22 protein-coding genes are annotated in these 26,822 nt (G+C 72.7%); 7 read left to right on the top strand and 15 right to left on the bottom strand.

Features of this window, described 5'->3' with window-relative positions; all coding sequences use genetic code 11:
- Positions 1-236: 236 nt before the first annotated feature.
- Both DMA15_RS32495 and DMA15_RS32490 read left to right on the top strand, forming a co-directional pair.
- Positions 237-2,126 (top strand): sialidase family protein, encoded by a 1,890-nt coding sequence (locus DMA15_RS32495; RefSeq protein WP_125516258.1) that lies wholly within the window; start codon positions 237-239, stop codon positions 2,124-2,126.
- Positions 2,127-2,136: 10 nt separating this feature from the next.
- Positions 2,137-3,402, top strand: coding sequence for a DUF4185 domain-containing protein (locus tag DMA15_RS32490; protein WP_240660066.1), 1,266 nt, complete (start codon positions 2,137-2,139; stop codon positions 3,400-3,402).
- On the opposite strand, the gene DMA15_RS32485 is transcribed toward DMA15_RS32490, so the two are convergent.
- Entirely contained in the window at positions 3,338-4,366 is a 1,029-nt protein-coding gene (locus DMA15_RS32485; protein ID WP_206302979.1) for a bile acid:sodium symporter family protein, read from the bottom strand. The genes DMA15_RS32490 and DMA15_RS32485 overlap by 65 nt on opposite strands.
- 154 nt (positions 4,367-4,520) lie before the next feature.
- Here DMA15_RS32485 and DMA15_RS32480 point away from each other — a divergent pair, with 154 nt between their 5' ends.
- Positions 4,521-5,387, top strand: coding sequence for a LysR substrate-binding domain-containing protein (locus tag DMA15_RS32480; protein ID WP_125516256.1), 867 nt, complete (start codon positions 4,521-4,523; stop codon positions 5,385-5,387).
- A 34-nt stretch (positions 5,388-5,421) separates the two neighbouring features.
- Here DMA15_RS32480 and DMA15_RS32475 read toward each other — a convergent pair whose 3' ends face one another.
- Entirely contained in the window at positions 5,422-6,441 is a 1,020-nt protein-coding gene (locus DMA15_RS32475) for an AsnC family transcriptional regulator (protein ID WP_125516255.1), read from the bottom strand.
- A gap of 96 nt (positions 6,442-6,537) precedes the next feature.
- Here DMA15_RS32475 and DMA15_RS32470 point away from each other — a divergent pair, with 96 nt between their 5' ends.
- A complete protein-coding gene (locus DMA15_RS32470; RefSeq protein ID WP_125516254.1) occupies positions 6,538-8,052 on the top strand; it encodes an MFS transporter in 1,515 nt (504 codons plus the stop codon).
- A gap of 157 nt (positions 8,053-8,209) precedes the next feature.
- The gene (locus tag DMA15_RS32465) at positions 8,210-10,009 is read left to right on the top strand and encodes an AMP-dependent synthetase/ligase (protein ID WP_164551872.1); all 1,800 of its coding nucleotides are present in this window, start codon (positions 8,210-8,212) and stop codon (positions 10,007-10,009) included.
- Between the two features lie 22 nt (positions 10,010-10,031).
- On the opposite strand, the gene DMA15_RS32460 is transcribed toward DMA15_RS32465, so the two are convergent.
- The 6 genes from DMA15_RS32460 to pqqA all read right to left on the bottom strand — a co-directional run bounded on the left by DMA15_RS32460 (position 10,032) and on the right by pqqA (position 14,525).
- Positions 10,032-11,108, bottom strand: a complete 1,077-nt coding sequence (locus DMA15_RS32460; RefSeq protein WP_125516252.1) for a PQQ-dependent sugar dehydrogenase — start codon at positions 11,106-11,108, stop codon at positions 10,032-10,034.
- An 80-nt stretch (positions 11,109-11,188) separates the two neighbouring features.
- Positions 11,189-12,316: a pyrroloquinoline quinone biosynthesis protein PqqE gene (gene pqqE, locus DMA15_RS32455; protein WP_125516251.1), complete on the bottom strand. Its 1,128-nt coding sequence runs from the start codon at positions 12,314-12,316 to the stop codon at positions 11,189-11,191.
- Positions 12,313-12,645, bottom strand: a complete 333-nt coding sequence (gene pqqD, locus DMA15_RS32450) for a pyrroloquinoline quinone biosynthesis peptide chaperone PqqD (RefSeq protein ID WP_125516250.1) — start codon at positions 12,643-12,645, stop codon at positions 12,313-12,315. The genes pqqE and pqqD overlap by 4 nt, the downstream gene beginning before the upstream one ends.
- The gene (gene pqqC / locus DMA15_RS32445; protein WP_125518150.1) at positions 12,642-13,355 is read right to left on the bottom strand and encodes a pyrroloquinoline-quinone synthase PqqC; all 714 of its coding nucleotides are present in this window, start codon (positions 13,353-13,355) and stop codon (positions 12,642-12,644) included. The genes pqqD and pqqC overlap by 4 nt, the downstream gene beginning before the upstream one ends.
- A 5-nt stretch (positions 13,356-13,360) precedes the next feature.
- Positions 13,361-14,356, bottom strand: coding sequence for an MBL fold metallo-hydrolase (locus tag DMA15_RS32440; RefSeq protein ID WP_125516249.1), 996 nt, complete (start codon positions 14,354-14,356; stop codon positions 13,361-13,363).
- A gap of 10 nt (positions 14,357-14,366) precedes the next feature.
- Complete coding sequence (pqqA, locus tag DMA15_RS37750; protein WP_125516248.1) at positions 14,367-14,525, bottom strand: pyrroloquinoline quinone precursor peptide PqqA; 159 nt, start codon at positions 14,523-14,525, stop codon at positions 14,367-14,369.
- Positions 14,526-14,854: 329 nt separating this feature from the next.
- Here pqqA and DMA15_RS32430 point away from each other — a divergent pair, with 329 nt between their 5' ends.
- On the top strand, positions 14,855-15,727 hold the full coding sequence (locus tag DMA15_RS32430; RefSeq protein WP_125516247.1) for an aldo/keto reductase: 873 nt from the start codon (positions 14,855-14,857) through the stop codon (positions 15,725-15,727).
- A 45-nt stretch (positions 15,728-15,772) separates the two neighbouring features.
- On the opposite strand, the gene DMA15_RS32425 is transcribed toward DMA15_RS32430, so the two are convergent.
- The 7 genes from DMA15_RS32425 to DMA15_RS32395 all read right to left on the bottom strand — a co-directional run bounded on the left by DMA15_RS32425 (position 15,773) and on the right by DMA15_RS32395 (position 25,798).
- Positions 15,773-20,158, bottom strand: coding sequence for an SAV_2336 N-terminal domain-related protein (locus DMA15_RS32425; protein ID WP_125516246.1), 4,386 nt, complete (start codon positions 20,156-20,158; stop codon positions 15,773-15,775).
- Positions 20,148-21,281: a MoxR family ATPase gene (locus tag DMA15_RS32420; RefSeq protein ID WP_125516245.1), complete on the bottom strand. Its 1,134-nt coding sequence runs from the start codon at positions 21,279-21,281 to the stop codon at positions 20,148-20,150. Before DMA15_RS32420 ends, DMA15_RS32425 begins: the two co-directional genes overlap by 11 nt.
- A gap of 1 nt (position 21,282) precedes the next feature.
- Positions 21,283-23,088, bottom strand: coding sequence for a trypsin-like peptidase domain-containing protein (locus tag DMA15_RS32415; protein ID WP_164551871.1), 1,806 nt, complete (start codon positions 23,086-23,088; stop codon positions 21,283-21,285).
- Positions 23,089-23,096: 8 nt separating this feature from the next.
- On the bottom strand, positions 23,097-23,549 hold the full coding sequence (locus DMA15_RS32410) for a CU044_2847 family protein (RefSeq protein WP_206302885.1): 453 nt from the start codon (positions 23,547-23,549) through the stop codon (positions 23,097-23,099).
- 109 nt (positions 23,550-23,658) lie between these two features.
- Complete coding sequence (locus DMA15_RS32405; protein WP_346428936.1) at positions 23,659-24,486, bottom strand: class I SAM-dependent methyltransferase; 828 nt, start codon at positions 24,484-24,486, stop codon at positions 23,659-23,661.
- Between the two features lie 257 nt (positions 24,487-24,743).
- A complete protein-coding gene (locus DMA15_RS32400) occupies positions 24,744-25,484 on the bottom strand; it encodes a class I SAM-dependent methyltransferase (RefSeq protein ID WP_125516242.1) in 741 nt (246 codons plus the stop codon).
- Positions 25,485-25,492: 8 nt separating this feature from the next.
- Positions 25,493-25,798, bottom strand: coding sequence for a 4a-hydroxytetrahydrobiopterin dehydratase (locus DMA15_RS32395; RefSeq protein WP_125518149.1), 306 nt, complete (start codon positions 25,796-25,798; stop codon positions 25,493-25,495).
- Positions 25,799-25,908: 110 nt separating this feature from the next.
- Here DMA15_RS32395 and DMA15_RS32390 point away from each other — a divergent pair, with 110 nt between their 5' ends.
- Positions 25,909-26,748 (top strand): helix-turn-helix transcriptional regulator, encoded by an 840-nt coding sequence (locus DMA15_RS32390; protein WP_125516241.1) that lies wholly within the window; start codon positions 25,909-25,911, stop codon positions 26,746-26,748.
- The last annotated feature ends 74 nt before the right edge of the window (positions 26,749-26,822 follow it).

Genomic DNA, 26,822 nt, shown 5'->3' with positions numbered 1-26,822 from the left:
GGCCGCGGCGCTCGCCCGTGACGGCCCGTCACTTGCCTTGCGGCGCATGACTTGTTCCGCGGCGCACGCATGAGCGGGCGCGGCGCGCGGGGGCCCTCCGGCGCACGGTTCTTGTGAGGCGCGGTGGCCGCCAGTACCGTCTGTGGCGCGCATGCAGGACGTAGGACGTGGGATGTCAGGACGTCCCTTTGTCCTCGCCGTCGCCACAGCCGTCGCCAGGAAAGGCGGGCCGCACCATGTCGTCGAGAACGAGCCTCCGAGTACGTCTCAGACCCCTCCGCACCGCCGTCGCCGCCGTGACCGCGATCGCCCTCGGCGCCCTGCTGCCCGCGCCCGCCGCGCAGGCGGATCCCGCACCGGCGGCGTTCGAGCAGCAGGTGCTGTTCAAGGCCTCCCAGGATCCCGGATACGCGTGCTTCCGCATCCCCGCCGTCGTGCGGACGACCAAGGGCACCCTGCTCGCCTTCGCCGAGGGCCGCGTCAACGACTGCAGCGACGCGGGCGACATAGACCTGGTGCTCAAGCGGTCGCACGACGGCGGCCGCACCTGGGGGCCGCTCCAGGTCATCAACGAGGGCGCGGGCGACACGCACGGCAACCCGGCGCCGGTCGTGGACCGCCGGAGCGGGCGCGTCCTGCTGGCGGAGACGTACAACACCGGCCGCACGGACGGCGCGAACTGCTCGGTGCCGTGCGACCGCACGCCCCACATGCAGTACAGCGACGACGACGGCCGCAGCTGGTCGCGGCCGCGCGACCTGAGCGACGAGATCCTGCCGAAGCACTGGAACTCCTGGTACGCGACCGGTCCCGTGCACGGCATCCAGCTCTCCCGCGGCAAGCACGCGGGGCGGCTCGCCTTCGCCGTCAACGCCGAGACGTGGGACGGCGGCCGGGTCACCGCCAACCACGCCGCGCTGGCCGTCAGCGACGACGGCGGCGACCACTGGAGGATCGGCGCCACCGACTCGTATCCGATAAGCCAGGACGGCATCTTCCGCCAGAAGCCGTCGGAGATGACGCTCACCGAGCGGCCCGACGGGACCGTGTACGTCAGCGGCCGCGAGCAGGACGGCACCGACCTCGGCCACCGCTCGCACACGGTGAGCCGCGACGGCGGCGACTCCTTCGCCGCGCCCTTCCGCGCGATCCCCGATCTGTACGCCCCCCAAGTGCAGTGCTCCACCCTGCAGTTCGGCAAGCGGATGCTGCTCGGCTGCCCCGGCGACCCCGACCGGCGCCGCACGATGCAGATCCGCTCCTCCTACGACGGCGGCCGCACCTGGGACAGCGTCGACCGGGGAACCACGGTGACCACGGACTGGTCCGGCTACTCCGACCTGGTGCGGGCCGACGGCGCGCACGTCGGCCTGCTGTACGAGGGCGGCGCGGTCGACGCGCGCGACGAGATCCGCTTCGCCCGCTTCACCGAGGACTGGCTCAAGCCGCGCCGCGGTCCCGACCCGAAGACCCCCGACCACGCCCCCTGGGCCCGATCGGCGTCCGTGCTCGGCGGGGCGCGCGAGACCGAGGGACGCTTCGGCGGCGCCCTCTCCTTCGACGGCACCGACGACGCCGTACGACTGCCCTTCCGCCGTCAACTCCCGCTGGTGTCACGCGACTTCACCGCCTCGCTGTGGTTCCGCTACTCCGCGGCCACCGGTGAGCAGCCGCTGCTCTGGATGGGCGGCATCGGCACCAACCAGCCGCAGGTGTGGCTGCGCGGCGAGCCCGCGAGCAACCGCGTCACGGGCCTGATCACCACACGGGACGGCGCCACGCCCCCGCGGTCCGCGTCCGTGCGCACCACGAGCGCCTACAACGACGGCCAGTGGCACCACATCGCGCTGCGCCGCGGCGACGGCCGCCTGACGCTGTTCGTCGACGGTACGCAGATCACTTCCGCCGATGTGCCCGGCTCGGTCTCCCGCAACTCGCCCTTCGGCGTGCACATCGGCCAGCGGCTCGACAGCCGGGCCCACTTCACCGGGGCGATCGACGAGGTGCGGGTCCACGACAGGGCGCTGAGCGACGCCGAGGTGGAGGCCCTGCGCACCACCGCCGCCCCTGTGACACGGGACACCGTCGTCCGGCTTCCCATGGACCGCGTGCGCGGCAGCAACTAACGTCCCCGGCGTGTCCGACCAAGAACGTCACCACGGGGTGGGCGGCAGGATCTGGCTGGTCCTGCTGCTCGCCCTCGCCCTCGCGGCCGTCCTGCTCGTCGTCCTGCCCAGAGACGACCGGGGAGGCGACGGCGACGGCGCGAGCACGGCGTGCCGGCCCCGCACGGTGGCGTCCTGGTCCGCCGAGGAGAAGGTCACCGGCGCGTTCACGCGCTACGGCGACGACGGGACGCGGACCGACGACTGGACGGGCGGGGACGGCACGCACTCGGTGCGGCTGCCGGACGGGCGCGTGCTGTGGCTGTTCTCCGACACCCTCCTCGGCCAGGTCCACGCGCCGCCCAACACGGCGGGCCAGCCGCACACCTGGCGCGACCCGAACGCGCCCATGGTCCGCAACTCGGCCGTGGTGATGTCCCGCTCGGGCACCCTGGAGCGCACCCTGCCCGCCCCGCTCTTCACCGACCCGGCGCCCCAGCAGTGGCGCTGGCCGGTGGCCGCACGGGTCGAGCCCCGCTCCCTGGCCTCGGACGAGAAGGTCGTACGCGTCCTGCTGTGGAACCGCATGGCGAGCCAGGGCCCCTGGATCTACGGCGTCCCGATGGCCACGGAGGTCGCCACGCTCTCCCTGCCCGACCTGCGCGTCGAGGGGATCGTGAAGGTGTCCGACCAGCAGCGCGTCGCGGACCCGGAGAAGCGGGTCCTGTACGGCACGGCGACGGTCGACGACGACGGCTGGACGTACGTCTTCGGCGGCACCGACGCCCAGGCCACCTCGCGCCCCTCCTCGCACGCCCATGTGGCGCGCGTCCCGCACGGGCGGCTCGCCGAGGCCGCCGCGTGGGAGTACTGGGACGGCGAGAAGTGGGGCGAGGGCCCGTCACGGCCGGTGCTCGGGGACGGCAGGCGGAAGGGGGTGGGCAGCGCGTTCACGGTGGTGCGCGACGAGGGGACGTATGTGCTGTTCACCATGGCCGCGGGCGCCAAGGGCCTGACCGAGGTCACCTCGTACTGGTCGTGCTCGCCCACCGGCCCCTGGCACGGCCCCGCCAAGGGTTTCGAGGCGCCCCTGCCGAAGGACAGCGCGGCACGCCAGGACACCGCCGCCTACAACCCGCAGGCCCATCCGGCGCTCGGCCGCGACGGGCGCGTGGTGCTGAGTTACGACGTCAACTGGCTGGACCCGGTGCCCGCGAGCGCGCAGGCGAACATCAACCGGAACGTGGCGCTGTACCGGCCGCGGTTCGTCTCGCTCCGCCTGGCCGAGCCCCGCTGACGGCCTCCTCGCCGCCGAAGCCCACCGGATCGCGCGAGCGGCGCTTGGCGATGACCGCGCAGACCATCAGCTGCATCTGGTGGAAGAGCATCAGCGGCAGCACGGCGAGCGAGGCGTGCGCCCCGAACAGGATGCTCGCCATGGGCAACCCCGCGGCCAGGGACTTCTTCGAACCGGCGAACTGGATCGCGACGCGGTCGCCGCGGCCGAACCCGAGCCGCTTCGCGCCGTACCAGGTCAACACCAGCATCACGGTGAGCAGCACCGCCTCGACGCCGAGCAGCGCGAGCAGCCGCAGCGGGGTCACCTGGTGCCAGATGCCCTGCACCATGCCCTCGCTGAAAGCGGTGTAGACAACGAGCAGGATCGACCCGCGGTCGACGTACCCGAGGACCTTCTTGTGCCGGGAGAGGAAGCCGCCGACCCAGCGGCGCAGCAGCTGCCCGGCGACGAACGGCACGAGCAGCCGCACCACGATCTTGACGACGGAGTCCGCCGAGAAGCCGCCGCCGGTGCCGCCGAGCAGCGCGGCCGCGAGCAGCGGGGTGAGCACGATGCCCGCCAGGGAGGAGAAGGATCCCGCGCAGATCGCGGCGGGCACGTTGCCGCGGGCCATGGAGGTGAAGGCGATGGAGGACTGGATCGTCGACGGCACCAGGGTGAGGAAGAGGAAGCCGCTGTAGAGGGCGGGCGTCAGGACGTAGGGGACGAGGCCCTTGGCGGCGAGCCCGAGCAGCGGGAAGACGACGAACGTACAGGCGAGGACCGTGAGGTGGAGCCGCCAGTGCTTGAGCCCGTCGAGCGCCTCGCGGGTGGAGAGGCGGGCCCCGTAGAGGAAGAAGAGGAACGAGACCGCGGCGGTGGAGGCCCCCGAGGCGGCATCGGCGGCGCCGCCGCGGGCGGGGACGAGCGCCGCGACGCCCACGGTCGCGAGCAACGCCACGATGTACGGGTCGACCGGCATCCAGGCCAGCCACTTCAGGCGTTTCACGGGGCTCCATGCTGTCGGTACGGGAACATGCCTTCTCCATGCTCCGCCCACCTGGCACGATCAGGAATCCCGTACACCGTTCTGACTGTCATCACGAAACACGATGAGCGGGTCTAGGCTGACTCTCGTGTACGACCCTTCGCAGCTCCGCACCTTCCTCGCGGTCGCCCAGACGATGAGCTTCACGCAGGCCGCCCGGCGCCTCGGCCTGCGCCAGTCGACGGTGAGCCAGCACGTGCGCCGTCTGGAGGAGGCGACCGGGCGCCGACTGTTTACCCGCGACACCCACAGCGTCGAGCTGACCGAGGACGGCGAGGCGATGCTCGGTTTCGCCCGCCGCATCCTGGCCGTGCACGAGCAGGCGTCGGCCTTCTTCACGCGGACGCGGCTGGGCGGGCGGCTGCGGTTCGGGGCGTCGGAGGACTTCGTCCTGACGCGGCTCACCGACATCCTGGAGTCCTTCCGGCACGCCCACCCGGACGTCGATCTGGAGCTGACCGTCGAGCTGTCCGGGACGCTGCACGAGCGGCTCGACGCGGGCAAGCTCGACCTGGTGCTCGCCAAGCGGCGCCCGGAGGACCCGCGGGGCCAGCTGGTCCGCCACGACGAGCTGGTGTGGATCGGCTCCGAGCGGCTGCGCCTGGACCCCGAGCGCCCCGTGCCGCTGATCGTCTACCCGCCGCCGGGCATCACGCGCGCCCTCGCCTTCGAGGCGCTGGAGCGGCGCGGCCGTCCCTGGCGCGTGGCCTGCACGAGCGGCAGCCTCAACGGCCTGGTGGCGGCGGCCCGCGCGGGCCTCGGCGTGATGGCGCACTCGCGCGGCCTGATCCCGCCGGGCCTGGTCCGCGTCTCCGACCGGGCGGGCCTGCCCGAACTGGGCTCGGTCGACTTCGTCCTGCTGCACGGCGAGCGGCGCGCCGCCGACCAGGCGGCGGCCGACGCGCTCGCGGCGGCGATCCTGGCGAGCGGGGACCGGCTGCGGCGCGGGGCCTAGGGCCTGTCCGGCGGGTCATGCGGCGGGACAGGCCCTAGCGCAGGGGGCGCGGGTAGGTGAGTTCCTTGAAGCGGCGCAGGAGGGGCGCGGACTCGATGTGCCGCACGCCGTCCAGCGGGCCGAGTCTGCCGCTCAGATAGGTGTACAGCTCCGCCGTGTCGCGGGTGACGACGGTCGCCATCAGGTTGGCGGACCCGGTGACCGCGGAGGCGTGGGCGATCTCGGGGTGCCCGGCCATCGCCCGCCCGACCTCGTCCAGGGCTCCGGGGTCGACGGTGACCCAGAGCATCGCGGCGGTGGCGAAGCCGAAGTACGCGGTGTCGTACTCGGTGTCGATGTAGAGCGCGCCGGAGCCGAGCAGCGCGGCGACGCGGCGTTTGACCGCGGACTCGGAGCGGCCCGTGAGCCGCTGGAGTTCGGGGTAGGTGACGCGTCCGTCGGCCTTCAGGGCGGCGACCAGGGGCTCGTCTTCGGGGGCGATGCTGACGGGGGCGGGGCCCGGCCCGGGGGCGGTCGGCGGTCCGGTCGGGCGCAGGGCGGCGACCTGCTCGTCGGTCAGCGGGCGGTGCTTGCCGATCCAGCCGGTGCGTCCGCCGTAGAAGTAGTGCAGGAGCTGGTGTGCGGTGATCTCGATGAGTTTGCGGGTGCGCAGGAGCTTGCCGAAGAGCAGGTCGTCGTAGTCGCCCGGGTCGCGGGGCAGCGTCATGCAGACCACCTCGGTGCCGGCCGACGTGAGGTGGACCCACGCCGTGTCGGGGCGGCGGGCCAGGGCGGCCGCGATCGCCTCGGCGCCGTCTGGCGTACAGCGCAGGCGCAGCATCCACTGGTCCCTGCCGAGCCGCGCGCTGTCGCGGACGCCGACGACGCGAAGGCCCGCCTCGGCGCGCAGCCGGCGGAAGCGGCGCGCGACGGTCTGGTCGGAGACGCCGAGGACGGCGGCGATACGGCTGAAGGGCGCCCTGCCGTCGACTTCGAGGGCGTGGAGCAATTTGAGGTCCAGCTCGTCGAAGGCTTCGGATTCCACCGTTACAGGCCCCCTATATGTCGATTCCATGCGCTTGAGCGGCCCGTACCGCTGGGATCGTCCGGCGCGGCCTCATCGTACGAGAAGACGCACACGCGTCGGACCTTGAGCCGGAGGAAGACGGAAATGCGTACATGGGGGCCGCTCACAGCGGTGTCTCTCGGGACATTCATGCTCTTGCTGGACGTGACGATCGTGGTGGTGGCGCTGCCCGACATGGCGCGGGCGCTGGACGCCTCGCTCGCCGATCTGCAATGGGTCATCGACGGGTACGCGCTCGCGCTGGCCGCGCTGCTGCTCGGCGTCGGCGCCGCCGCCGACGTGCTCGGCCGGCGGCGGCTCCACGTGATGGGCACCGCGCTCTTCGCCCTGGCCTCGCTGGGCTGCGGCCTCGCGTCCAACGCGGATGTGCTCGTGGCGGCCCGCGCCGTGCAGGGTCTTGGCGCCGCGGCCATGTTCGCGACGACCCTGCCGCTGCTCGCCGCCGCCTACCAGGACCGCGAGCGGTCCGTCGCGCTCGGCGTCTGGGGCGCGGTGAGCGGGGCGTCCGCCGCGCTCGGGCCGATCGTGGGCGGGCTGCTCACCGCCGGGCCCGGCTGGCGGTGGATCTTCTTCGTGAACCTGCCGGTGAGCGTGGCGTCCATCTGGCTGACGCTGCGGGTCGTGCCGGAGTCCAGGGGCCCCGCCGGGCGCCGGGTCGACTGGGCGGGCACGGCCGCCTTCGCCTGCATCGCGGGGGCGGGGACGTACGGCGTCCTGCGCGGTGGGACCGAGGGGTGGACGTCGGCGGCGACCGTCGCGGCCTTCGTCGTCTCGGTGCTCGCGCTGGTCTGCTTCGTCCAGGTCGAGCGGCGCACCGCCCATCCGCTCCTCGATCTGCGGCTGCTGCGCAAGCCCGCGTTCACCGGGGTGCTGCTCGGCGCGATCGGCTACAACGCGGCGGCGTTCGGCGTCATCCCGTACATCTCCATCTGGTTGCAGACCGTGCTCGGCATGAGCGCGGTGCGCGGCAGCCTGGTGCTGCTGCCGCTCGCGGCGACCTCGTTCGTCGTGGCGGCGATCAGCGGGCGGCTGCTGCACGGCGTGGCGCCGCGCCTGGTCATCGGCGTCGGGCTGCTGCTGATCGGCGCGGGCGGGCTCTGCATGGCGGTGCTCGACGCCGGGTCGTCCTGGAACGCGCTCCTGCCCGGGCTGACGATCGCGGGCATCGGTACGGGACTGGTCGCGCCGGGGCTCGCGGGGGCCGCGCTCGCCGCGGTGCCGCCCGCGAACTCGGGGATGGCGGGCGGCGCGGTCAACACCTTCCGCCAGCTCGGATACGCGGTCGGGGTCGCCCTGTTCGGCACGGTCCTGACCTCCCGCATGGCGGACTCGCTCGGCCATGACGCGGCGCACGCCGTCGCGGGCGGCGGCGCCCCCGCCCTGAGCGGCACGCTCTCCGAGCACTCCGTGCGGGCCGCGTTCGCGGCGGGCCTGAACGGGGCGTCGCTCGCGGCCGGTGTCACGGGTCTCGTGGCCGGGGTGCTGGTACTCGTCATGGTGCGTACGTCGTCGGGTCAGCGGCCGGGCGTCACGGGCTCGGCGGCCCCGGGCGCTCCGGACCGGGGGCGCAAGGCAGCAGTGGGCGCCGGAGGGCGGTAGGGGGCCGTTTCCCGTCGGCGCAGGTCTGCACGCCGCGTACAGATTCGGTGGAGATCACGTCACCGAAACTTACTCCAGCGTAAGTAATTGGGGTACGGTCACGGCGCTGTGCGGAGCGCCACAAGGAGCATCATTGCGCGAGTTCTCGAACCCTCCGATGGCATCGGCGCCACTGGTGGGCGGCCTTGCCGACGCCGTTTTCGACCATGCCATCGAGGACCCGACGCGCATCGCCCTCGGCCGCAAGACGGACGGACGGTGGCATGACGTCACCTCGGCCGCCTTCCGCGACGAGGTGCTCGCCCTGGCGAAGGGGCTGATCGCGCAGGGCGTACGGTTCGGCGACCGCGTGGCCATCATGTCCCGTACGCGCTATGAGTGGACGCTCTTCGACTTCGCGCTGTGGTCCATCGGCGCCCAGGTGGTGCCGGTATATCCGACGTCCTCGGCCGAGCAGGTCGTCTGGATGCTGCACGACGCGCAGGTCAGCGCCGCGATGGTCGAGCACGAGGACCACGCGATGACGATCGGTTCGGTCATCGACCGGCTGCCGCAGCTGCGCAGGCTGTGGCAGCTGGATGCCGACGCGGTGGGCGAACTGACCGACGCGGGCCTGGACATCGACGACGAGGTGGTGCACCGTCACCGCCGCGCGGTCACCCCCGAGTCGATCGCGACGATCATCTACACGTCCGGCACGACGGGCAAGCCCAAGGGTTGTCTGATCTCCCACGCGAACTTCATGTTCGAGGCGGATGTGATGGTCGAGCGCTGGGAGCCGGTCTTCCGCGCCAAGCGCGGCGACGAGGCCACCACGCTGCTCTTCCTGCCGCTCGCGCACGTCTTCGGCCGCATGGTGCAGGTCGCGGCGGTGCGCGGCCGGGTCAAGATGGGGCACCAGCCGAACCTGAACGCGGCGGCGCTGCTGCCCGACCTGGCGGCGTTCCGGCCGTCGTTCATCCTGGCCGTGCCGTACATCTTCGAGAAGGTCTTCAACGCGGCGCGGCGCAAGGCGGAGAAGGACGGCAAGGCGGGCGCGTTCGACAAGGCCGTCGAGTGCGCGGTGCGGTACGCGGACGCGATGGAGGCCAAGGCCTTCGGTCTGGGGCCGGGTCCTTCGGCGGGGCTGCGCATGCAGCACCAGCTCTTCGACAAGCTCGTGTACTCCAAGGTGCGCGAGGTGATGGGCGGCCGGGTGCGGCACGCGATGTCGGGCGGTTCGGGCATGGACCGGCGGCTCGGCCTGTTCTTCGCGGGCGCGGGCGTGACGGTCTACGAGGGGTACGGGCTGACGGAGTCGACGGCGGCCGCGACCGCCAACCCGCCCGAGCGCACCCGCTACGGCACGGTGGGCCAGCCGATTCCGGGCACGACGGTGCACATCGCGGAGGACGGTGAGGTCTGGCTGCGCGGCGGCAACATCTTCCAGGGGTACCTCAACAACCCGGGGGCCACCGAAGCGACGCTGCGCGACGGGTGGCTCGCCACCGGCGATCTGGGCTCGCTCGACGAGGACGGCTATCTGACGATCACCGGGCGCAAGAAGGAGATCCTGGTGACCTCCGGCGGCAAGAGCGTCTCGCCCGCCCAGCTGGAGGAGCGGGTGCGCGACCATCCGCTGGTCGCGCAGTGCGTCGTCGTCGGCAACGACCGCCCCTACATCGCGGCGCTCGTCACGCTGGACGCGGAGGCGGTGGAGCACTGGCTGACCATGCGGCGCAAGCCGATGCTCCCGCCCGGTGAGCTGGTGCGGGACCCGGACCTGGAGACGGAGGTGCGGCGGGCCGTCGTCGCCGCGAACACCCTTGTCTCGCAGGCCGAGTCCATTCGTACGTTCCGGATACTGGCGCATCAGTTCAGCGAGGAGCACGGCTTGCTGACGCCCTCCCTGAAGCTCAAGCGGAAGGCGATCGAGCAGGCCTACTCGACCGAGGTCGAGGCGCTCTACCGGTCCTGACACGGCCGGCCGGGCGCCCAGGTCAGCCGATCGGTACGCGGAAGATCTTGTCGGAGCCGTCGGGTTGGCCCCCGTTGCCGTCGGCGTTGGTGGTGGAGAGCCACAGTGCGTCGGCGCCGGGGACGGCGGTGACCGAGCGCAGACGCCCGTACGCGCCCACGTAGTAGGCCTTCGCGGTGCCGACGTTCTCGTTGTCGGCGTTGATCGGTACGCGCCACAGGCGCTTGCCCCTGAGCGCCGCCAGGTAGACCGCGCTGTCGACGACCGCGATTCCGCTCGGGGAGGCCTCGGCGACAGCCCAGGTCTTCTTGGGGTTGGTCATGCCCGCGACGTCACAGGTGCCCTCACAGGTGGGCCAGCCGTAGTTCCCGCCCGGCTTGATGAGGTTCAGCTCGTCCTTCTTGTTCTCCCCGAACTCGGCCTCCCACAGCCTGCCTCGGGCGTCGAAGGCGATGCCCTGCGGGTTGCGGTGCCCCATGCTGTAGACGTGGTTGCCGAAGGGGTTGCCGGGTGCGGGCCTGCCGTCCTTCGTCAGCCGCAGGATCTTGCCGCTGAGGGAGTTCCTGTCCTGCGCGAGGGCCTTGTCCTGGGCGTCGCCGGTGGTGGCGTAGAGGTAGCCGTCGGGGCCGAACGCCAGGCGTCCGCCGTTGTGGTACTTGTTCTTCTTGATCCCCTTGAGCAGCGGCTTGTAGCCGGACAGGGTCGTGCCGTCGTACGTCATGCGAGCGATGCGGTTGCCCTCGGTGGAGGTGTGCATGACGTACACGTGGTGGTTGGTGGCCCAGTCCGGGTCGACGGCGATCCCCATCAGGCCGCCCTCGCCCCCGGTGGTCTGGGACTCCGGGACGGTGCCGAGGCGCTGCTTGTCCTTGCCGTCCTTCGAGACCCGCCACACCCGGAAGTCGTCGCGCTCGGTGACCAGGGCGGCCGAGCCGTCGGGCAGCCACGAGGTGCCCCACGGGATGGTCCACCCGGTGGACACGGTGGTGGGCTCACCGGGTTCACCCCTTCCACCGGGTTCGCCCGGCTCACCGGCGAGGGCCAGTGAGGCGGCGGTGACAGCTCCCGCGGTGGCGAGGGCTATGAGAGTTCTTGCCATGCCGGTTCTCCGTCTCTGTGTCTCGGTGTCTCTGTGTCTCTGTGTCTCTGTGTCTCTGCCGAGTGGTGGCGGGGGTGCGGTTACGGCGCGTGGGTGCGGTAGGCGTACGCGGGCGGCTCGCCCTCCTTCGTACGGGCGGCCGCACCGTCGACGAGGGCGCGGACCAGCCCGTGGTCGGGTGAGCGGTGGCAGGCGGGGTCCGTGCGCGCCGCGTCCCCGGTGAGGGCGTACGCCTGGCAGCGGCAGCCCCCGAAGTCGGCGGTGCGCAGCTCGCAGCCGCGGCAGGTGTCGCTCATCCAGGCCTCGCCGCGGTAGCGGGTGAAGGCGTCCGAGTGACGCCAGATCCAGTCCAGCCGGTGGTCCCGGACGTTCGGCGCGTCCCGGCCGAGGAGGGCGGCGGCGGCCGGGCAGGGCAGCACCGTGCCGTCGGGGGCGACGGTCAGCGACACCGCTCCCCACCCGCCCATGCAGGGTTTCGCGACGCCGTCCACGTAGTCGGGCGCCACCCATACCAGCTCCATCCGGCCCGCCAGCCGTTCGCGCCACCGTTCGACGCGTGCACGGGCCCGGGCGACCTGGGCGCGGTCCGGCAGCAGGGCCTCGCGATTGCGCAGCGCCCAGCCGTAGAACTGGGTGTTGGCCAGCTCGACGCGGTCGGCGCCCCAGCTCAGGCCCAGTTCCACGAAGTCGTCGAGTGCGTCCAGGTTCGCGCGGTGCAGTACGGCGTTGAGGCCGAGCGGCAGCCCGGCGGACCGCACCAGCGACGCCGCCCGTTCCTTCGCGGTGAACGCCCGGGCGCCCGCGATGCGCTCCGCGGCCCGCGGGTCGGGGTGCTGGACGGACAGCTGGACGCTGCGCAGTCCCGCGTCGACGAGCCTGGCCAAGCGTTCGCGGTGCAGGCCGACGCCGCTGGTCACGAGCTGCGTGTGAATGCCCGCGGAGTCGGCGGCGGCGACGATCTCGGCGAGGTCGCGGCGCAACAGCGGTTCCCCGCCGGACAGATGGGTCTGCACGACGCCGAGGTCGGCGGCCTGGCGCAACACATCCGCCCACTGATCGGCGCTCAACTCCGCCCGCCTGTCGGTGAGTTCCATGGGGTTCGAGCAGTAGGCGCAGCGCAGGGGGCAGCCGTGGGTGAGTTCGGCGAGGAGGGCCCAGGGCGGGTCGGGTGCCGGGGTGGCGGCCCGGAGGGTGGCGGGGGTGTTCATCGCAGCCACCCCTCGGCCCGCAACCGCTCCAGGAACACGGGTACTTCCTCGGCGACGGGCGCGTCGGGGTGCAGGCGTGCCAGCTCCGCGACGATTCCGGCGACCTCGCGCTCGCCGTCGCACCGGGCCACGATGCTGCCCGCGGCGCCCCGCAGGACGACGACGCGTTCGGGCAGCACCAGCAGGTCGACGCCACGTACCCGGTCGTGCCGGAGGAGCACCGAGCGGGTGAGCGCGGGGCGCCATGGGTCTCGTACGGCATCACGCGCCGCATGACGATCGGGCACCGCGTAAGGCTCCGCGTCACGTACGGCGTCCTGGGCGCTCATGTCGTGCCCCCGGCCCCGCGGTCGACGGCGTCGAGCAGGGACCACAGTACGTCGCACTTGAACGCGAGGGCGGCGACGGCCCGTTCCTGCTCCTGGCGGGTGCGCGCCCATGTCAGGACGAGGCCGAGGGCCTCCTGCCCGTCGCGACCGCCCTGCCCGACGCGGGTGCGGAAGTAGGCGAGGCCGTCCGCGTCGATCCACGGGTAGTGCTTCTCGAAGGCGGCGATCCTGGTGCGCATCAGACCGGGCGCGGACAGTTCGGTGAGGGACGCGGCGACGGCGTCGAGGGCGGGGCTGAGCCGGCAGAAGTTGACGTAGCCGTCGACGGCCAGCCGCACACCCGGCAACACCCTTGAGGCGTCAAGGAGTTGATCGCGCGGGAGCCCGGCGGCCTCGCCGAGACTCAGCCAGCGTTCGATGCCGCCCGTGCGGTCCTGTTCCCCGTCGTGGTCGCGGATCCTGCGCAGCCAGCCGCGGCGGAGCGCGGGGTCGTCGAACTTCGCGAGGATCAGGGCGTCCTTGACGGGGATGTGCCGCTGGTAGTGGAACCGGTTGGCGATCCAGCGGCGCACCTCCCCGCGGGTGAGGGTGCCTTCGTGCATGCGTACGTTGAAGGGGTGCCGGTCGTGGTAGCGCTCGGCCGACACGGCGCGCAGCCGCTCGGTCAGTTCGTCCGGGGTCCAGGGGTCCGCGTCCTTCGCGGGTGCCATGGTCGTCACAGCTCGATCACCATTCCGTCGGTGGCGGCTTCCAGGCCCCACTCCGCGAGGGACTTGTGCTGCTCGGCGTGCGGGTCGCCGAGCGGGTTGGTGTTGTTGAGGTGGGTGTAGAGACACCGGCCGGGAAGCCCGGTCAGGCGGTGTGCCGTGCCCGTGGGGCCGGTGATGGGGAGGTGGCCCATCGCGGTGGCGGTACGGGTGGTGAAGCCGGCGCGCACCGGTTCGTCGTCGTCCCAGAAGGTGCCGTCGACGAAGACGCAGTCGGCGGCGCGCGCGGCCGCCTCGAAGGCGTCGCTCCAGACGGCGAGGGCGGGGGCGTAGAGCGCGGTCCGGCCGGTGGCGGGTTCGGTCAGGCGCAGCGCGACCGACCAGGTGTCCGTGTCGGGGCCGGTCCCCGCGGCGTACCGCGGCCGTTTGGCCGAGACGGGGACGGCGACGACGTGAATCCCCGCGGCGTCCTCGCCCAGCGGCAGGCCGGGGGTGACGGTCGGGGACGGCCCGGGGGCGAGGGTCGGCGGCGACCCGCGGTCGACGGCCGGGGACGGCCCGCGGTCGACCGGAAGCTCACGCCAGCGAACGGCCGTGTAGGGCTCCAGGAGAGCGTCGAGCCGCAGCCCTTCGCGCACCGCGTCGCGCACGGGCGGGGTCGCGACGACGTCGACGCCGTCGCGGGCCTCGCGCAGCCGGGCCAGGCCGAGGGTGTGGTCGAGTTCGGCGTCGGTCAGGACGACACCGGCGAGAGGGGTGTGCCGTATGTCGGAGCCGACGTCGGAGCGGGCGCCGGGGTGCAGCGCCGGGGTGGCCTCGATCTGGTCGCCGAGGTCGGGGGTGGCGTTGACGAGGTACCAGCGGTCCTCGCCCGTGCGGACGGCGAGCGCGGCGTGCCGGCGGCGGCGTGCCGGGTGGGCACGTGCCCCGGTACAGCCGGGGCACGCGCAGTTCCACTGGGGGAGCCCGCCGCCCGCCGCGGTGCCGAGCACCTGCAGCAGCATGGCGGCGGGTCTACCGGTCGGCGAGGCGGTAGGCGGTGACTTCCAGGGCGGTGTCGACGACGGCGTACGCGGGGGTCTGCCAGTCGGCGGGTGCGGCGACGGGTTCGCGCGGGGCGCGTGCCGCCGGGGAGTGCTCGTGCTCGACGGCGGGCATGGGCAGGGTGGGCATGGGCATAGGGAGGGGCATGACGCTGCCTTCCTGAAGAGGTGGGGGTTTCAGGACGAGCCACCGGGACGCGGGGATGCTTGGACCGTGGGGGTGCTTGCTTGTGGGGGTGGGGGTGTTTGTGGCGGTGGGGGTGCTGGAGCGGTGGGGATGCTTGTAGCGTTCACATGAGTGTCCCGCGTTCAGTGCCGTGTCATAGGGTCGCGGCATGACGGGACACCGTCAATGGTCCGGACCGTTCCGGCCTCCGTGTCGCTTCGAAATCCGGCCATTCGGCGGTCTGGAATGCCTGCTTCCGTTCAGGAATGCGGCGCGACCCCCGATCGTTGACCATGGACGTACCACCCGACGACTTGAAGGATCGAGAGCTCGTGAGCAAGGTCCCCCCGATCATCCTGAACAACGGCGTCGAGATGCCCCAGCTCGGCTTCGGTGTCTGGCAGGTGCCGGACGACGAGGCGGAGGCGACCGTGACGACCGCCCTGGAGGCCGGGTACCGCAGCATCGACACGGCGGCGGTCTACGGCAACGAAGAGGGCACCGGCAAGGCCATCGCCGCCTCCGGTGTGGCCCGCGAGGAACTGTTCGTCACGACGAAGCTCTGGAACAGCGATCAGGGTTACGACGCGACGCTGCGCGCGTTCGACACCTCGCTGAAGAAGCTGGGTCTCGACTACGTGGACCTGTACCTGATCCACTGGCCGATGCCCGCCAAGGACACTTACGTCGACACGTACAAGGCCTTCGAGAAGATCCAGGCCGACGGTCGCGCCAAGTCCATCGGCGTGTCGAACTTCCTGCCCGAGCACCTGGAGCGGCTGCTCTCCGAGACGTCCGTGATCCCGGTCGTCAACCAGATCGAGCTGCACCCGCACCTCCAGCAGCGCGCCTCGCGGGAGTTCCACGCCGAGCAGGGCATCGCCACCGAGGCGTGGTCGCCGCTCGGCCAGGGCAAGGGCCTTCTGGAGGTTCCGGCGATCGTCGCGATCGCGCGGAAGCACGGGCGCACGCCCGCGCAGGTCGTGCTGCGCTGGCACATCCAGCTGGGAAATGTCGTCATCCCGAAGTCCGTGACCCCGTCGCGGATCAAGGAGAACATCGACGTGTTCGGCTTCGCGCTCGACCCCGAGGACATGGCGGCGATCTCCGCCCTGAACGAGGACCGGCGTCTCGGCTCGGACCCGGCGACGTTCAACGACGTGTGAGGCGCTGACGCGGCACGTCGACCCGCCTGCGCCGGCCCTCAGAGGTCAGCGCAGGCGGGCCAACTGCGCTTGCAGGGCCCGTACTTCACGGTGGCGGCGTCCCAGGACCGGCCTCAGCTGCGCCAGGGCCCGCTCCATCAACATGATGGCTTCCCGTCGCCCCTCCCCCGTCGAGGCCGTCCCCGCGATGGCGAGGTCGTATACGGCGAGCGCCTGTGAGACATCGCCTTCGCTCAAGTAGATCCGGGCCAGCGTTCCGAGCACGCGCAGGGTGTCGGGGTGGACGGGGCCCTCGGTGGCGAGCCGCAGGCGTAGTGACTCCCGGAACAGCGCGATGCCCTGTTCGGTGTTCTCCTCCTCCAGATGGGCGCCCGCCAGCCGGTCGAGCGCGGCCAGCGTCTCGGGGTGGTCCTCGCCCAGCACCAGCACCCGGCCGTGGTGGGCCCGTACGCGCAGGGTGATCTCCGGATTACCCGCTTCCAGGACGTCGGCGAGGCGGTCGTACGACTCCAGGGTCTCGGGGTCGTTCGGCTCCAGCACTCTGAGGCGGGCGGCCAAGGTGCGTTCGTACAGCGCCCGTTGCTCGCCGCGGGCGCCTGCCACCCCGTAGGCCGCCGCGAGGACATCGGCGGAGCGAAGCGTTTCCGAATGGTCCTCCCCATGCGCGGCGCCCCTGTCGGACAGCACCTTCTCCAACATGGGGAGTGCGCGTTCCGTGTCTCCGACATGCAGCAGTGTCTCGGCGAGCAGCTGCCGCACGGCGAGCATCTTCGGATGGCGCACGCCGAGGGCCGAGATGCCGTATCCCAGCGCCTCCTCGTACGCCTCGACGGCCCGTACCGTCCTGCCGCCTTCCGCATACAGACCGGCCAAGGTGGCCAGGGCCATCACCGTTCGGGGGTGGTGCGCGCCGAACTCCGCTCGAAAGCCCCGCACCGCCCCCTCCATCACCTCGGTGGCCCGCGGCAGGTCACCGGCCGCCCGGCACGCCGAGGCCAGGCCCGCCCGCACGGCCAGGGTGTCCGGGGAGTCCTCACCCGATACCCGTCGGCAGTCGGCCAGGGTCTGTTCGTACGTGGCCACGGCGCGCCCCCACTCGCCCGCCGCCTCGCGGGCGGCGGCGAGGCGGGCGCGCATCCGCAAGGCCCGCGGGTCATCGTCGCCCAGGGCGCGGGCGGCGAGCAGGCACACCTCGTCCAGTTCCCGTACCGCCCGGTGCGGGTCCCCCGCCTGCTGGTGGACCTCCGCGCGTTCCGCCCTCATCCCCAGCACTTCGGGGTCGTACACGTCCCTGCCCGCACTGCCCAAGGCGTCCAGCACGGAGGTGTAGAGGTGGAGCGCCTCGCTGGTGGCGCCGCATGTCGCGCACACCCGCGCCAGTTGGGCAGTCACCTTCAGCGTCTTCAGCGGCTCCTGGCCGGACAGCCTGTTGAGGTCGCGCTGCGCGCGCCGCAGATAGGTGAGGGCCTTGCCGGACTCCCCCTGCTCCACCAGGAAGTGGGCCGTCTGTGTCAGGAGCGCCACGAAGTGGCGGTTGTCGTCGACGGGCCGGGCGTGTTCGAGGAGGGCGTCGATGTGCGGGAGCAGTTTCCGCCAGCGGGGCCAGTCGACCGGGTCGTCCGCCCTCTGCGGGAGCGCGCTCCTGAGCCAGCGAGCCGCCATGAGCCGGGCGTCGTCGATGTGCCGCGCATCGCGGCCGCCCCGGCCGTCGTCCGGCTCGCGCGCGGCTTCGGCGACGTTCGGGTGGAGGATGACCGTGTCGGTGGTCAACTCGATCAGCGAACAGTCCGCCAGGAAGCGCAGGGCACTCGGCGTGTCCGCTTCGGCGCCAGGGGGACGCAGCAGGTCAAGGGGCACGGGCTGCGGGCCGTACCAGGCGAGGGCCAGGATGAGCCGTAGTGCTCCCGGGTCGGTGGCGGCGGCGCGCAGACGTACCTTGACGGCGTCCTCGGTCTCCATGTGGCTGGCGTAACGAGCCCGCTGCTCAAGCTGGCGCAGTGCCAGTCCGCGTTGGTACTGGGCGACGGACATCTCGATGTCCGCGAGGTCCGCGCCCGCCCGCGCCACGGCCAGCGGCAGTCGGTCGAGCTGCTCACACAGGGCCTCCGCCCCTACCAGTTCCCTGCCCGCCCGCCGTTGCAACATCCGAACCGCTTCGGGGAGTTCGGGGGCGCGAAGTTCCAACGGTGGGGCGATGCTGCCCCAGCCGGAGGCGTTCCTGCTGGTGATCAGTACATATCCGCCGACGCCGAGGTGCAGACCTTGGATGTCGGCGGGGTTCTGCGCGTCGTCGAAGACCAGGGCCCAATTGTCGTGCGCCCTCAGCCACCGCAGGGCCCACTCGACCCGACTCTCCTCCGGCAAGAGGGGTGCCCCGGCAGGCTGCAAGGCGCGCGTGAGGAGCGCGAGGCTTTCGGCGATCGACGCGGGCGAGTCCGCCGTGACCCACCACACCGGGGTCCGCTTGCCGGAGGCGGCCACTCCCGCCGCCCACACCGCGGCCAGAGCCGACTTGCCGATTCCCGGCGGGCCATGGACCACCACCCCCCGAGGGAGCCGGGGCGGCGCGTGAGCGGACCTCAGTTCCCCCATGAGGTGGCCGATTTCACGCACCCTGCCGACGAAGTACAGCTGCGGCCGCTCGGGAATGTTCGTCAGCCCCGGCGCACTCCGCACCGACTCCGGCGGGGCAAGCCCGTCGACCGCCAGGCGCGGCGCCTCCACATCCACAACGACGGAGGACCCCGGCTCCCCCGCGTCCCCGGCCTCCTCCACCGGCCGCTCCTCCACCGGCCGCTCCGCCACCCGGATCGCCCGCCCCCGCAGCAGCCCCAGCGCCTCCTCGCTGACCAGCGCGAACGGCTGTCCCGCCGGGTCGAGCCCAAGGCTGCCCGCGCCCTGCGCCACCTGGACGACCGCCCGGAACGCGCGGGTCGCCGAGCCTGCCCTCGCCTCGATCTCCTCGCCGATACGGGTGAGGAGATCGGCCACCGCGAGCGACTCGGGGCGGGGCAGGGTCTCCAGAAGGGCACTCCTCGCGCCCGGCACGAAGTCGTAGAGGCCGCGCCCCGGGTCGACGGGCTCAAGGAGGCCGCTGAGCAGGAGTTCGGCCAGGTCGCTGAGGTGTGAACCCGGCGTGACCCGTTGCTGGATCAGCCGCATCACCGGCAGGGCGGGCACCGAGAGCGCGACGTGCGCGGCCAGGTCCGCTGCCGTCGGGGAGGCCGCCGCCTGGAAGCGCAGGATGCGTTCGGTGAGGGGCAAGTCGCCCTCGGCGGCGAGGGGTTGGACGCGCGGGGGCGGGGCGGCGCTGACGTAGGTGACGGCCGTGTCCCGGCGGTGCTCGCCCGACGCGGTCACCAGGCCCGCCCAGTCCGCCAGCCATTCCGGCGCCAGTTCGAGGACCGGCACGGGGACGTGGTCCGCCGGGGGGAACCTGGCACGGCCGTCGTGCGGGGTGAAGCGCAGGACGGTGTTGGGGGCGCCCGCGCGGGACGCGATCGCCCTGCCCGGGACGGCGGGGGCGGCGGTGCGGCGCCAGAGGCGTTCCGGGAGCGGTTGCACGATCGCCGTGGGCCCGCGCCGCGCCCACAGGTGCAGGGCGGGCGCGGCTCGGCCGCCCCACCAGTGCGGGCCCGAGCAGTCGCTGAGGACCAGCGTGACCTGGCGGCCCGTCGCGTCGACCAGGGCCGCCGGGTCCCGTAAGGGCCCACCTGGCGAGGACCGGACGCCGGTGCGCCGGCCGTCATCGGTGAGGTGCCATACGCGTACGTCGCGGAAGGCGCCGGTGCGCTGCATCGCGTCCCGCAACTCACGGACCAGGGGGCGCCACACCGTCATCGCGGGGCCCGTGTCGGCGACCAGCGCCAGGCTCAGGAGGCGGTCGGCGGCGGGGACCATGACCGGTGCCCAGGGGCGCAGGCCGGGGTGGCGGGAGGCGCGCTCGGCCGTGGCGCGCTCGTCGAGGGTGCGGCGGTGCCGGTCGGGGACGCGCTGCTTGAGCGGGCGCAGGGCGCGCTGGATCGCGAGTTCGTGGCACAGGGCCCTTGGGGCGGGGACGAGGACTTCGTCGGCGTCACCGCCTGGGCGCGGGGCGCCGCGGGGGACGTGCAGGGCGGCGCGGTGCGGGGCGCCGTCCGCACGTCCGGGCCCGCTGCCGCTCCCCTCCCTGTCCGATTCGGGGGCCCTGCCCGGCGGTCGGTCGGCCTCCAGGGTGTCCGCGTGGGCGCCCGCCCGGTGAACGCCACCCACCCCGCCGATGGCCCCGAACCCGTCGAGGTCGACCGGATCACCTCGGACGGCACTGCTCGCTGCCCCGGCGCCCTCGCCGGGCGGCAGCCGCTCCGCCAGCCACAGCATCTCCGCCAGTTCGAGCGGCGTGACCGGCGGCCCCAGCGCCTCCAGGGCGTCCCGCAGCCGGTCAATCGTCATCGGTGCGCGTCACCTCGCTGCTCAGGAACGGCATTACCTGATCCGCCAACTCCCTTACGCTCGCCGGTTCTTCGCTGAAGGACGCGTGATGGCACATGTAGACGGCGTTCAGGAGCTGGTCGTTGGCGAGCAGCCCGCTGCTGCGCCGCTCGAAGAAGCGGTCGATCACTTTACGGGCGCCCGCGGGGAGCGTGCCGTCCGGCTCGCCGATCACCGGGCCGAGGTGTTCGCGGACGATCGCGGTCAGCTCCACGCGGCTCGCGGGCTGCTTCAGGTTCACGGTCACGCAGCGCCGCAGGAACGCGGGCGGGAACTCGCGTTCGCCGTTGCTCGTCATGACGACCAGCGGAAAGGCGCGGCAGGTGACCGTGCCGTCGCGGATCTCGACGCGTTCGGTGGTCCTGTCGGCCGTCATCACCCTGGCGGTGGGGGCCGCGCGGCGGGCCAGCTCGACGAGTTCGTACGACCCCTTCTCGAAGATGGTGAGGAGGTCGTTGGGCAGATCGATGTCGCTCTTGTCGATCTCGTCGACGAGCAGGACGCGGGGGCGGTCGTACGGCAGCAGCGCGGTGCCGAGCGGGCCGAGGCGCAGGTAGTCGCCGATGTCGTCGTCGCCCGCGGCGGGCTCGGCGCCGCCCTGGCCCGAGGGGTGATGAGTCTCGTCCCGGGCGCGACGGCTCTCGTCCCGGGCGCGACGGCTCTCGTCCCGGGCGCGACGGCTCTTGTCGCGGGCCCGTTCGGCGGCGTACAGGCGGGTCAGGGGGTCGTACTCGTACAGGCCGTCGCGCACGGTGACGCGGCTGGTGATCGGCCAGTGCAGGACCTTGCCGAGGCCCAGTTCGTGCGCCACCGCGTACGCGAGGGACGACTTGCCGGTGCCGGGGGCGCCGGTGACCAGGAGCGGCCTGCGCAGATAGAGCGCGGCGTTGACCTGGCGCACGGCGTCCTCGCCGGGGCGGTAGCTGGCGGCCGCGTGCGGGTTGCCGCAGTCGCCGGGCGGGATGGGCAGGGGCGGGCCGCCCGTGAAGGTGCGCCAGGGGGGTGGTGCGGGGAGCCGGTCGATGCCGTCGTGCGGGACGCGGCTTCCCGAGTAGATCTGCCAGGTGGTCGTCTTCTCGGTCATCTCAGCCACTCCCCGCGCTCTCCGTGGGCTCCATATCCCTGCTGTCCGTGGTGCCACTGCCGCCACCGGAGCCGCCGCCATCGCCCGCGCCCGCCTGGTGCACCGCCGACAGCGGGGGATCCGGTTTGTTCTCGGCGCCGTCCCAGAACAGGGTCAGCCGGTGCCCGCAGTGCTCGGCGTCCCCCTTGTTCGGCGAACGGGCCTCCTTGCGCAGCCGCATCACCTCGTAGGGCAGCCGGGCGGGGTCCAGCTCGGCGACCGCGGCCGTGATCCGGTCGAGGAACCTCTCGGGCGCGCACTGCGCGTGGTTCACCTGCCCGCAGTCGCGCCGCCGCCACAGCATGATGGGTACGCCGGTGTCGAGCGCCGCCGAGAGCCACTCGGGGGCCGGCGTCGCGGCGTACGCGAGGGCGCACAGCTGTTCGTCGGCGTCGAGCCAGTCGTGGAACTCCTCGTAGCCGTAGGGCAGTCCGCACTCCACGCGCTCGGGGCGGGTCCGGCCGCGGGCCCGGACGGTCGCCCAGCGCCGCCCGGCCAGATAGGAGGCGAGCAGGGGCTCCATGCGGTCCAGGTGCCGGACGACCACGGGCACCGTGCGCATGGGCCGGGGGCGCGCGGCGCCCGGTTCGCGTATCTGCCACTCCTCGAAGGGCTCGCTCATCAGCCGTTCCGGCACCACGAATTCCAGCATCCAGTCGAAGCCGTGAACGCCGCCGATCTGCTCGGCGAGCAACGCCTCCGTCTTCGCCCGCAGTTGCTGGCGCCGCACCCTGACAGGCCCGGCCCTGCCGACGGGTACACCGTCGACGACCGAGGAGACGGAGAGGTCGATGCCGCCTCCGCGGGTCATCGACTGGGCACGGAAGACGACCGAGCCGGTGGGCGGGGACGACCGGGGCGAGGTGATCGCCGCGTGCGCCTTGTCGTCGTACCGGTCGGGCATCCAGCGCCGCAACCACGGACCGACGGGTACGCGCGCGACCGCACCCAGCTCGGGCAGCAGCTTCAACAGCCTTTCCCCGCCGGTCAGTTCCTCGCCCACGTACCGGATGGCGTGCCAGAGGGAGCGGAAGGCGGGCAGCGGCCGCCGGAAGGTGGGGAAGGCGCGGCGGACGGTCAGTTCCAGGGTGCCGGGATCGAGGCGTACGCCGTCGAACAGGGCCCGCAGCTCGCGGCGCGGCGTGTCCGGCAGCCAGTCGAGGGGCAGGAAGTCGTCCAGCCCCTCCCAGTGGCCGCGGATGGTCTCCAGCGGCAGCATCCGCCCGATGTAACCCTCCTGGTCGCCGCCGAGCACCGCGTCGGTGACGATCCCGACGACGAGGTGCGTGCCCGGGTCGTAGACCGCGGCGCCGCTGAACCCTTCCCCGAGACGCTGCAAATGGGCCTGCTCGACGTCGATCTCCAGCCACTCCTGACCGAGCAGCCGGTCGGCGCTGGTGCGCAGGGTGACGTGTGTGCCGTCCTTCTCATGCCCGAACGGGAAGCCGAGGGCGCGCAGTTCGGCCGTGCCCGCGCTCGGCCCCTCGCGCGGACGCAGCAGGTCGAGCGGGGCGAACGCGCACGGCGCCACGGCCAGCGGCTCGCCGAGTTCGACGACGGCCAGGTCACCGCGGTCGCCCTCGCGCCGCCAGCCGCCGGTCCACGCCACGGCCGCGGGCAGCGCCTCGGCGATGCCGGGCAGCGTCACGAAGACCTCCGTCAGTCCGTCGACGACGTGGGCGCAGGTGATCAGCCGCGCACGGTCGACCAGGACACCCGCGCCCCGGGGAACGCCGTCGACCGTGCCAATCCGGGCACGCCAGTGCATGCCCGCCATTATTCGCCTTGCGGGTCCTGCCGTACGTGTTGCCGCACGCCCGGTCCGGCGTCCTGCCGCACCCCATGCTCCGCGTCCTGCCGCCCCTGCGAGGGGACCGCCGCCCCCGCCTCCGGCGCACCCTCCGACGCGGCACCGCGCGACCACCTGAGGCGGACCGTCAGATGCCCCTCGGTCGCCGTCTTGGCGATGACGGCCCCGGCGGCGACGGTGAGCTTGACGCCGAACTCCAGCTCGATCGCGTCGGGGTCGAGCGCCCGTTCCCGAAAGGTCCGCAGCGCGGACAGCGCGGCCCCGCGCACATGCCCGAGCGCCGCCTCGAACCGCCCCTCGACCTCATGGACCTCCCCGGCCTCGCCCCGCCGCGACACCGACCGGAACCCCGGATCCCTGGAATCCACCTCGACCACCACGGGACCCTGATCGGACTCCCAGCGGATCAGCTCACTCACGCACAGCTCCCCATTCCGGCCCTCCGGCCCTGCCCCGCGCCACCGATGTCTGAAAGGTAGCGTCAACAGGCGGGCCGGTGACCGGTGTTCGGCAGATACGTGCCGGCCCCTACTCCCCCGCCGGTTCCTTGACCGCCACATGCACCGTCTGTGCCGACAGCACGAACAGGTCGGGGCGGTGGTGCAGGCTCTGGGGGTTCTCCTTGTCCAGGAGGCGGTCGAACGTGGTGAGGTCGTCGGGGGCGAAGCGGTCCTCGTGCATCTCGCGGCGGCGCGTGAACTCCTCGATCACGTGGGCGCGGGCCGTGTCGGAGAGCGGGGCCGGCAGGTCGAGGAGGAAGCTGCGCGTGCCGACGTGGCGCAGGCCCGCGCCGGTGAGGAGGCCCGGCCAGTCCTCCGGTGCGGCCTTGGAGCCCGGCAGGCTGTCCCGCATCCCGTTGAACCACTCCTCGTCGGAGGCTTCGAGGCGGGAGAGCAGCCCGGGGCGGCCGAAGCCGATGTCGCGCGGCAGGTAGCGGGCGCCCAGGCCGCCCTCCAGGAGGGCGATCGCGCCGCCGGGTGCGAGGCGCTCGGCGAGGGCGCTGAGCGCGGCGCTCTGGTCACCGACGTGGTGCAGGGACCTGCACAGCCACAGGAGGTCGGCGGTCGGCACGTCGTCGATGGCGTCCGGCAGCGCCGCGCGCACCGTCTCGAAGCGGTCGGTCAGGCCCTCGCGGGCGGCGCGGTCGCGAGCCCGCTCCAGGAGGGGTTCCTCGGGATCCGCCGCGACGATCCGCGCCTTGGGGAAGGCCTCGGACAGCAGGAAGGAGACGGCGCCAGGGCCGCTGCCGACGTCGACGACGACGCCGGGCTCGGGGACCCAGTTGCGCAGCCAGGCGGCCACCTCGCCGTACATGGGCGCGGCGATCTCCGCGTAGCGCTCCAGCATGGTTCCCATGGCGGCCCAGTCCAGGTCCTCGCCGTCGTGGCCATGACCGTGTCCGTGGCCGTGGCCATGACCGTGGCCATGACCGTGAGTGTGACCGTGGCCCCCCTTCCCGTCCGCGTGGCCGTGTCCCTGCCCGTGTGCCTGGTGCTGCCCCATCGCTGTGCCGCCTTCCGGTTCCTGCCCTTGTCGTGGACAGGGACCAGCCTGCTACCTCTTCGCGGTTTCCGACCACTCATATTGCTGGTACGGCAAAAGGCGGGCGAGTGTCAGCGCCTCTTGCGGAACGCGCGCAGGCTGAACCGCGGATCGGGGCGCGGCACGTCCTGGTCCGGGAGCGTCGCGAGCCCGGCCGCGAGGCGCGCGGCCAGCGGACTGTCGGGCGGGACCTGGGTGAACCAGCCCCGGTGGAGGTCGTCGACCGTGGAGCGGGGCGAGCGGCCCTGGCCGTGGCCGGTGAACCGGGCGCGGCCCGCCGGCGCGAGGCCGTGTTCGGCCGCGTACGCCTCGACGGCCTCGGCGCGGTCGACCGCGGGCCGCACCGGGCGCGGGGCGAGCACGGTGTCGATGTCGCTGCCCACGTCGTGCGAGGAGGCCTTGTCGACGGTGGTGACGTAGACGCCGCCGGGGCGCAGCACCCGGGCGCACTCGGAGATGACCGAGGCCGTCTCCTCGGGGCCGGAGAGCAGGTGCAGCAGCCATATCGTGCTTACGGCGTCGAACGCCTCGTCGGGAAAGGGCAGTTGGCGGCTGTCGCCGAGGACGATGGCGCCCGGGTGGCGGTCCGCCGCCATCCGGACCATGCGGTGTGCCGCGTCCACGCCCGTCACCCGCAGCCCGTCACGGGCGGCGAGGCGGCGGGTGACAAGGCCGGTGCCGCAGGCGACGTCGAGGAGCGTACGGGCGTCGGGGGGCAGGAGGCCGAGGATCGCGGTCGCGGCGGCGGCAGCGCGGGGCTCGCCGCCGCGCGAGGCGTCGTAGCGGTCGGCTTCCTTGCTGTAGTCCAGCATGCCGACGCTCACTCCGCGCCGTGCGCCGGAGCCAACGTCTCGACCCTGCGCGCGAGTTCGAAGTCGAAGGCGGTGAGCGCGCCGCCCGCGCTGTGGGTGTGCACGGAGAGTGCCACGGTCCGGTAGCCGAGGGTCAGGTCCGAGTGATGGTCCAGCTCGTCCTGCGTCCGCGCGATGTGGACGACGAGACCGGCGGCCGCGAAGTGCGAACCGAGCCGGTACGTCCGGGTGAGCTTGTCGCCGTCGAGCGCCCAGCCGGGCAGCTCGGCGAGGCGGTCCTCGATCTCCTTCTGCGAGAGCGGTTCACGGGACAGCGACTCGGGGGCACGAGGGTCGGGGGTCATGGGGGCGCGCTCCTTCCACGGGGATCCTCCACGGGGATCACCTTCACCTTGCCACAGCCCGTTTCGACTACCGTCTACGTATGACAACCGCCGCGCCCGCCAAGGGAAACTCAAAGGGAAAAGCCAAGGGGAACGCGACCGGCGTGGGCCCGCTGCTGCGCGGCTGGCGCGAGCGGCGCCGGGTCAGTCAGCTGGAGCTGGCCCTGCGCGCCGATTCGTCCGCGCGGCACATCAGCTTCATCGAGACGGGCCGAGCCCGCCCGAGCGAGGAGCTGGTGCTGCGCCTCGCCGACCACCTCGACGTGCCGGTACGTGAGCGCAACTCCCTGCTGCTGGCCGCGGGTTACGCCCCGCACTTCAGGGAGACCCCGCTGGAGCACCCTTCGATGGGCACGCTGCGCGAGGGCCTCGAACAGCTACTGACCGGCTACGAGCCCTATCCCGCGCTGGTCGTCGACGCGGCGTACGACGTGATCGCGGCGAACCGCGGCATCGCGATGCTCCTCGACGGCCTCCCCGAGCACCTCGCCTCGGGGCCCCTGAACGCGATGCGGCTCACCCTCCACCCCCAGGGCCTCGCCCCGAAGATCCGCAATCTGCGCGAGTGGCGCGGGCATCTGCTGCACCAGATGGAGCGGCAGATCGCGTTGCAGCGCTCGGACGCCCTGCGTGCGGTGTACGAGGAGGTGGCCGCGTATCCGGTTCACGACCCGGGGGTGGACGCCTTCGACGCCGGGACGGACGTGCCGTACTTCGCGCTGCCGTTGCGGATCGAGCACGACGGGCACGTCCTGTCCTTCATCTCGTCGATCTCGACGTTCAACACGCCCATGGACGTGACCGTCGCCGAGCTGGCCATCGAGACGCTGCTCCCGGCCGACCCGGCGACGGTCAAGTTCCTCCAGACCCGTATGGCCTAGGGCCTGTCCGGCGGATCAGGTCGCGTTCTGGTGGCGGCCACCTCTTTGGTGCGGGTGAGCGGGGTGTGGTGCGT

Source organism: Streptomyces sp. WAC 01529, assembly GCF_003945545.1.
Lineage (GTDB): Bacteria > Actinomycetota > Actinomycetes > Streptomycetales > Streptomycetaceae > Streptomyces > Streptomyces anatolicus.
This window is presented reverse-complemented; position numbering and strand designations above follow the sequence as displayed.

Coding starts and splice junctions, on each gene's coding strand:
- DMA15_RS32475 (WP_125516255.1), bottom strand. CDS start 6,441: ATGGAATCGACATATAGGGGGCCTGTAACGGTGGAATCCGAAGCCTTC.
- pqqD (WP_125516250.1), bottom strand. CDS start 12,645: ATGAGCGCCCAGGACGCCGTACGTGACGCGGAGCCTTACGCGGTGCCC.
- DMA15_RS32400 (WP_125516242.1), bottom strand. CDS start 25,484: ATGCTGGACTACAGCAAGGAAGCCGACCGCTACGACGCCTCGCGCGGC.
- DMA15_RS32420 (WP_125516245.1), bottom strand. CDS start 21,281: ATGACCGAGAAGACGACCACCTGGCAGATCTACTCGGGAAGCCGCGTC.
- pqqC (WP_125518150.1), bottom strand. CDS start 13,355: ATGGCACCCGCGAAGGACGCGGACCCCTGGACCCCGGACGAACTGACC.
- DMA15_RS32485 (WP_206302979.1), bottom strand. CDS start 4,366: ATGCCGGTCGACCCGTACATCGTGGCGTTGCTCGCGACCGTGGGCGTC.
- DMA15_RS32415 (WP_164551871.1), bottom strand. CDS start 23,088: ATGCACTGGCGTGCCCGGATTGGCACGGTCGACGGCGTTCCCCGGGGC.
- pqqA (WP_125516248.1), bottom strand. CDS start 14,525: ATGCCCACCCTGCCCATGCCCGCCGTCGAGCACGAGCACTCCCCGGCG.
- DMA15_RS32465 (WP_164551872.1), top strand. CDS start 8,210: ATGGCATCGGCGCCACTGGTGGGCGGCCTTGCCGACGCCGTTTTCGAC.
- DMA15_RS32425 (WP_125516246.1), bottom strand. CDS start 20,158: ATGACGATTGACCGGCTGCGGGACGCCCTGGAGGCGCTGGGGCCGCCG.
- DMA15_RS32430 (WP_125516247.1), top strand. CDS start 14,855: ATGGACGTACCACCCGACGACTTGAAGGATCGAGAGCTCGTGAGCAAG.
- DMA15_RS32460 (WP_125516252.1), bottom strand. CDS start 11,108: ATGGCAAGAACTCTCATAGCCCTCGCCACCGCGGGAGCTGTCACCGCC.
- DMA15_RS32405 (WP_346428936.1), bottom strand. CDS start 24,486: ATGGGAACCATGCTGGAGCGCTACGCGGAGATCGCCGCGCCCATGTAC.
- DMA15_RS32390 (WP_125516241.1), top strand. CDS start 25,909: ATGACAACCGCCGCGCCCGCCAAGGGAAACTCAAAGGGAAAAGCCAAG.
- DMA15_RS32440 (WP_125516249.1), bottom strand. CDS start 14,356: ATGCTGCTGCAGGTGCTCGGCACCGCGGCGGGCGGCGGGCTCCCCCAG.
- pqqE (WP_125516251.1), bottom strand. CDS start 12,316: ATGAACACCCCCGCCACCCTCCGGGCCGCCACCCCGGCACCCGACCCG.
- DMA15_RS32495 (WP_125516258.1), top strand. CDS start 237: ATGTCGTCGAGAACGAGCCTCCGAGTACGTCTCAGACCCCTCCGCACC.
- DMA15_RS32470 (WP_125516254.1), top strand. CDS start 6,538: ATGCGTACATGGGGGCCGCTCACAGCGGTGTCTCTCGGGACATTCATG.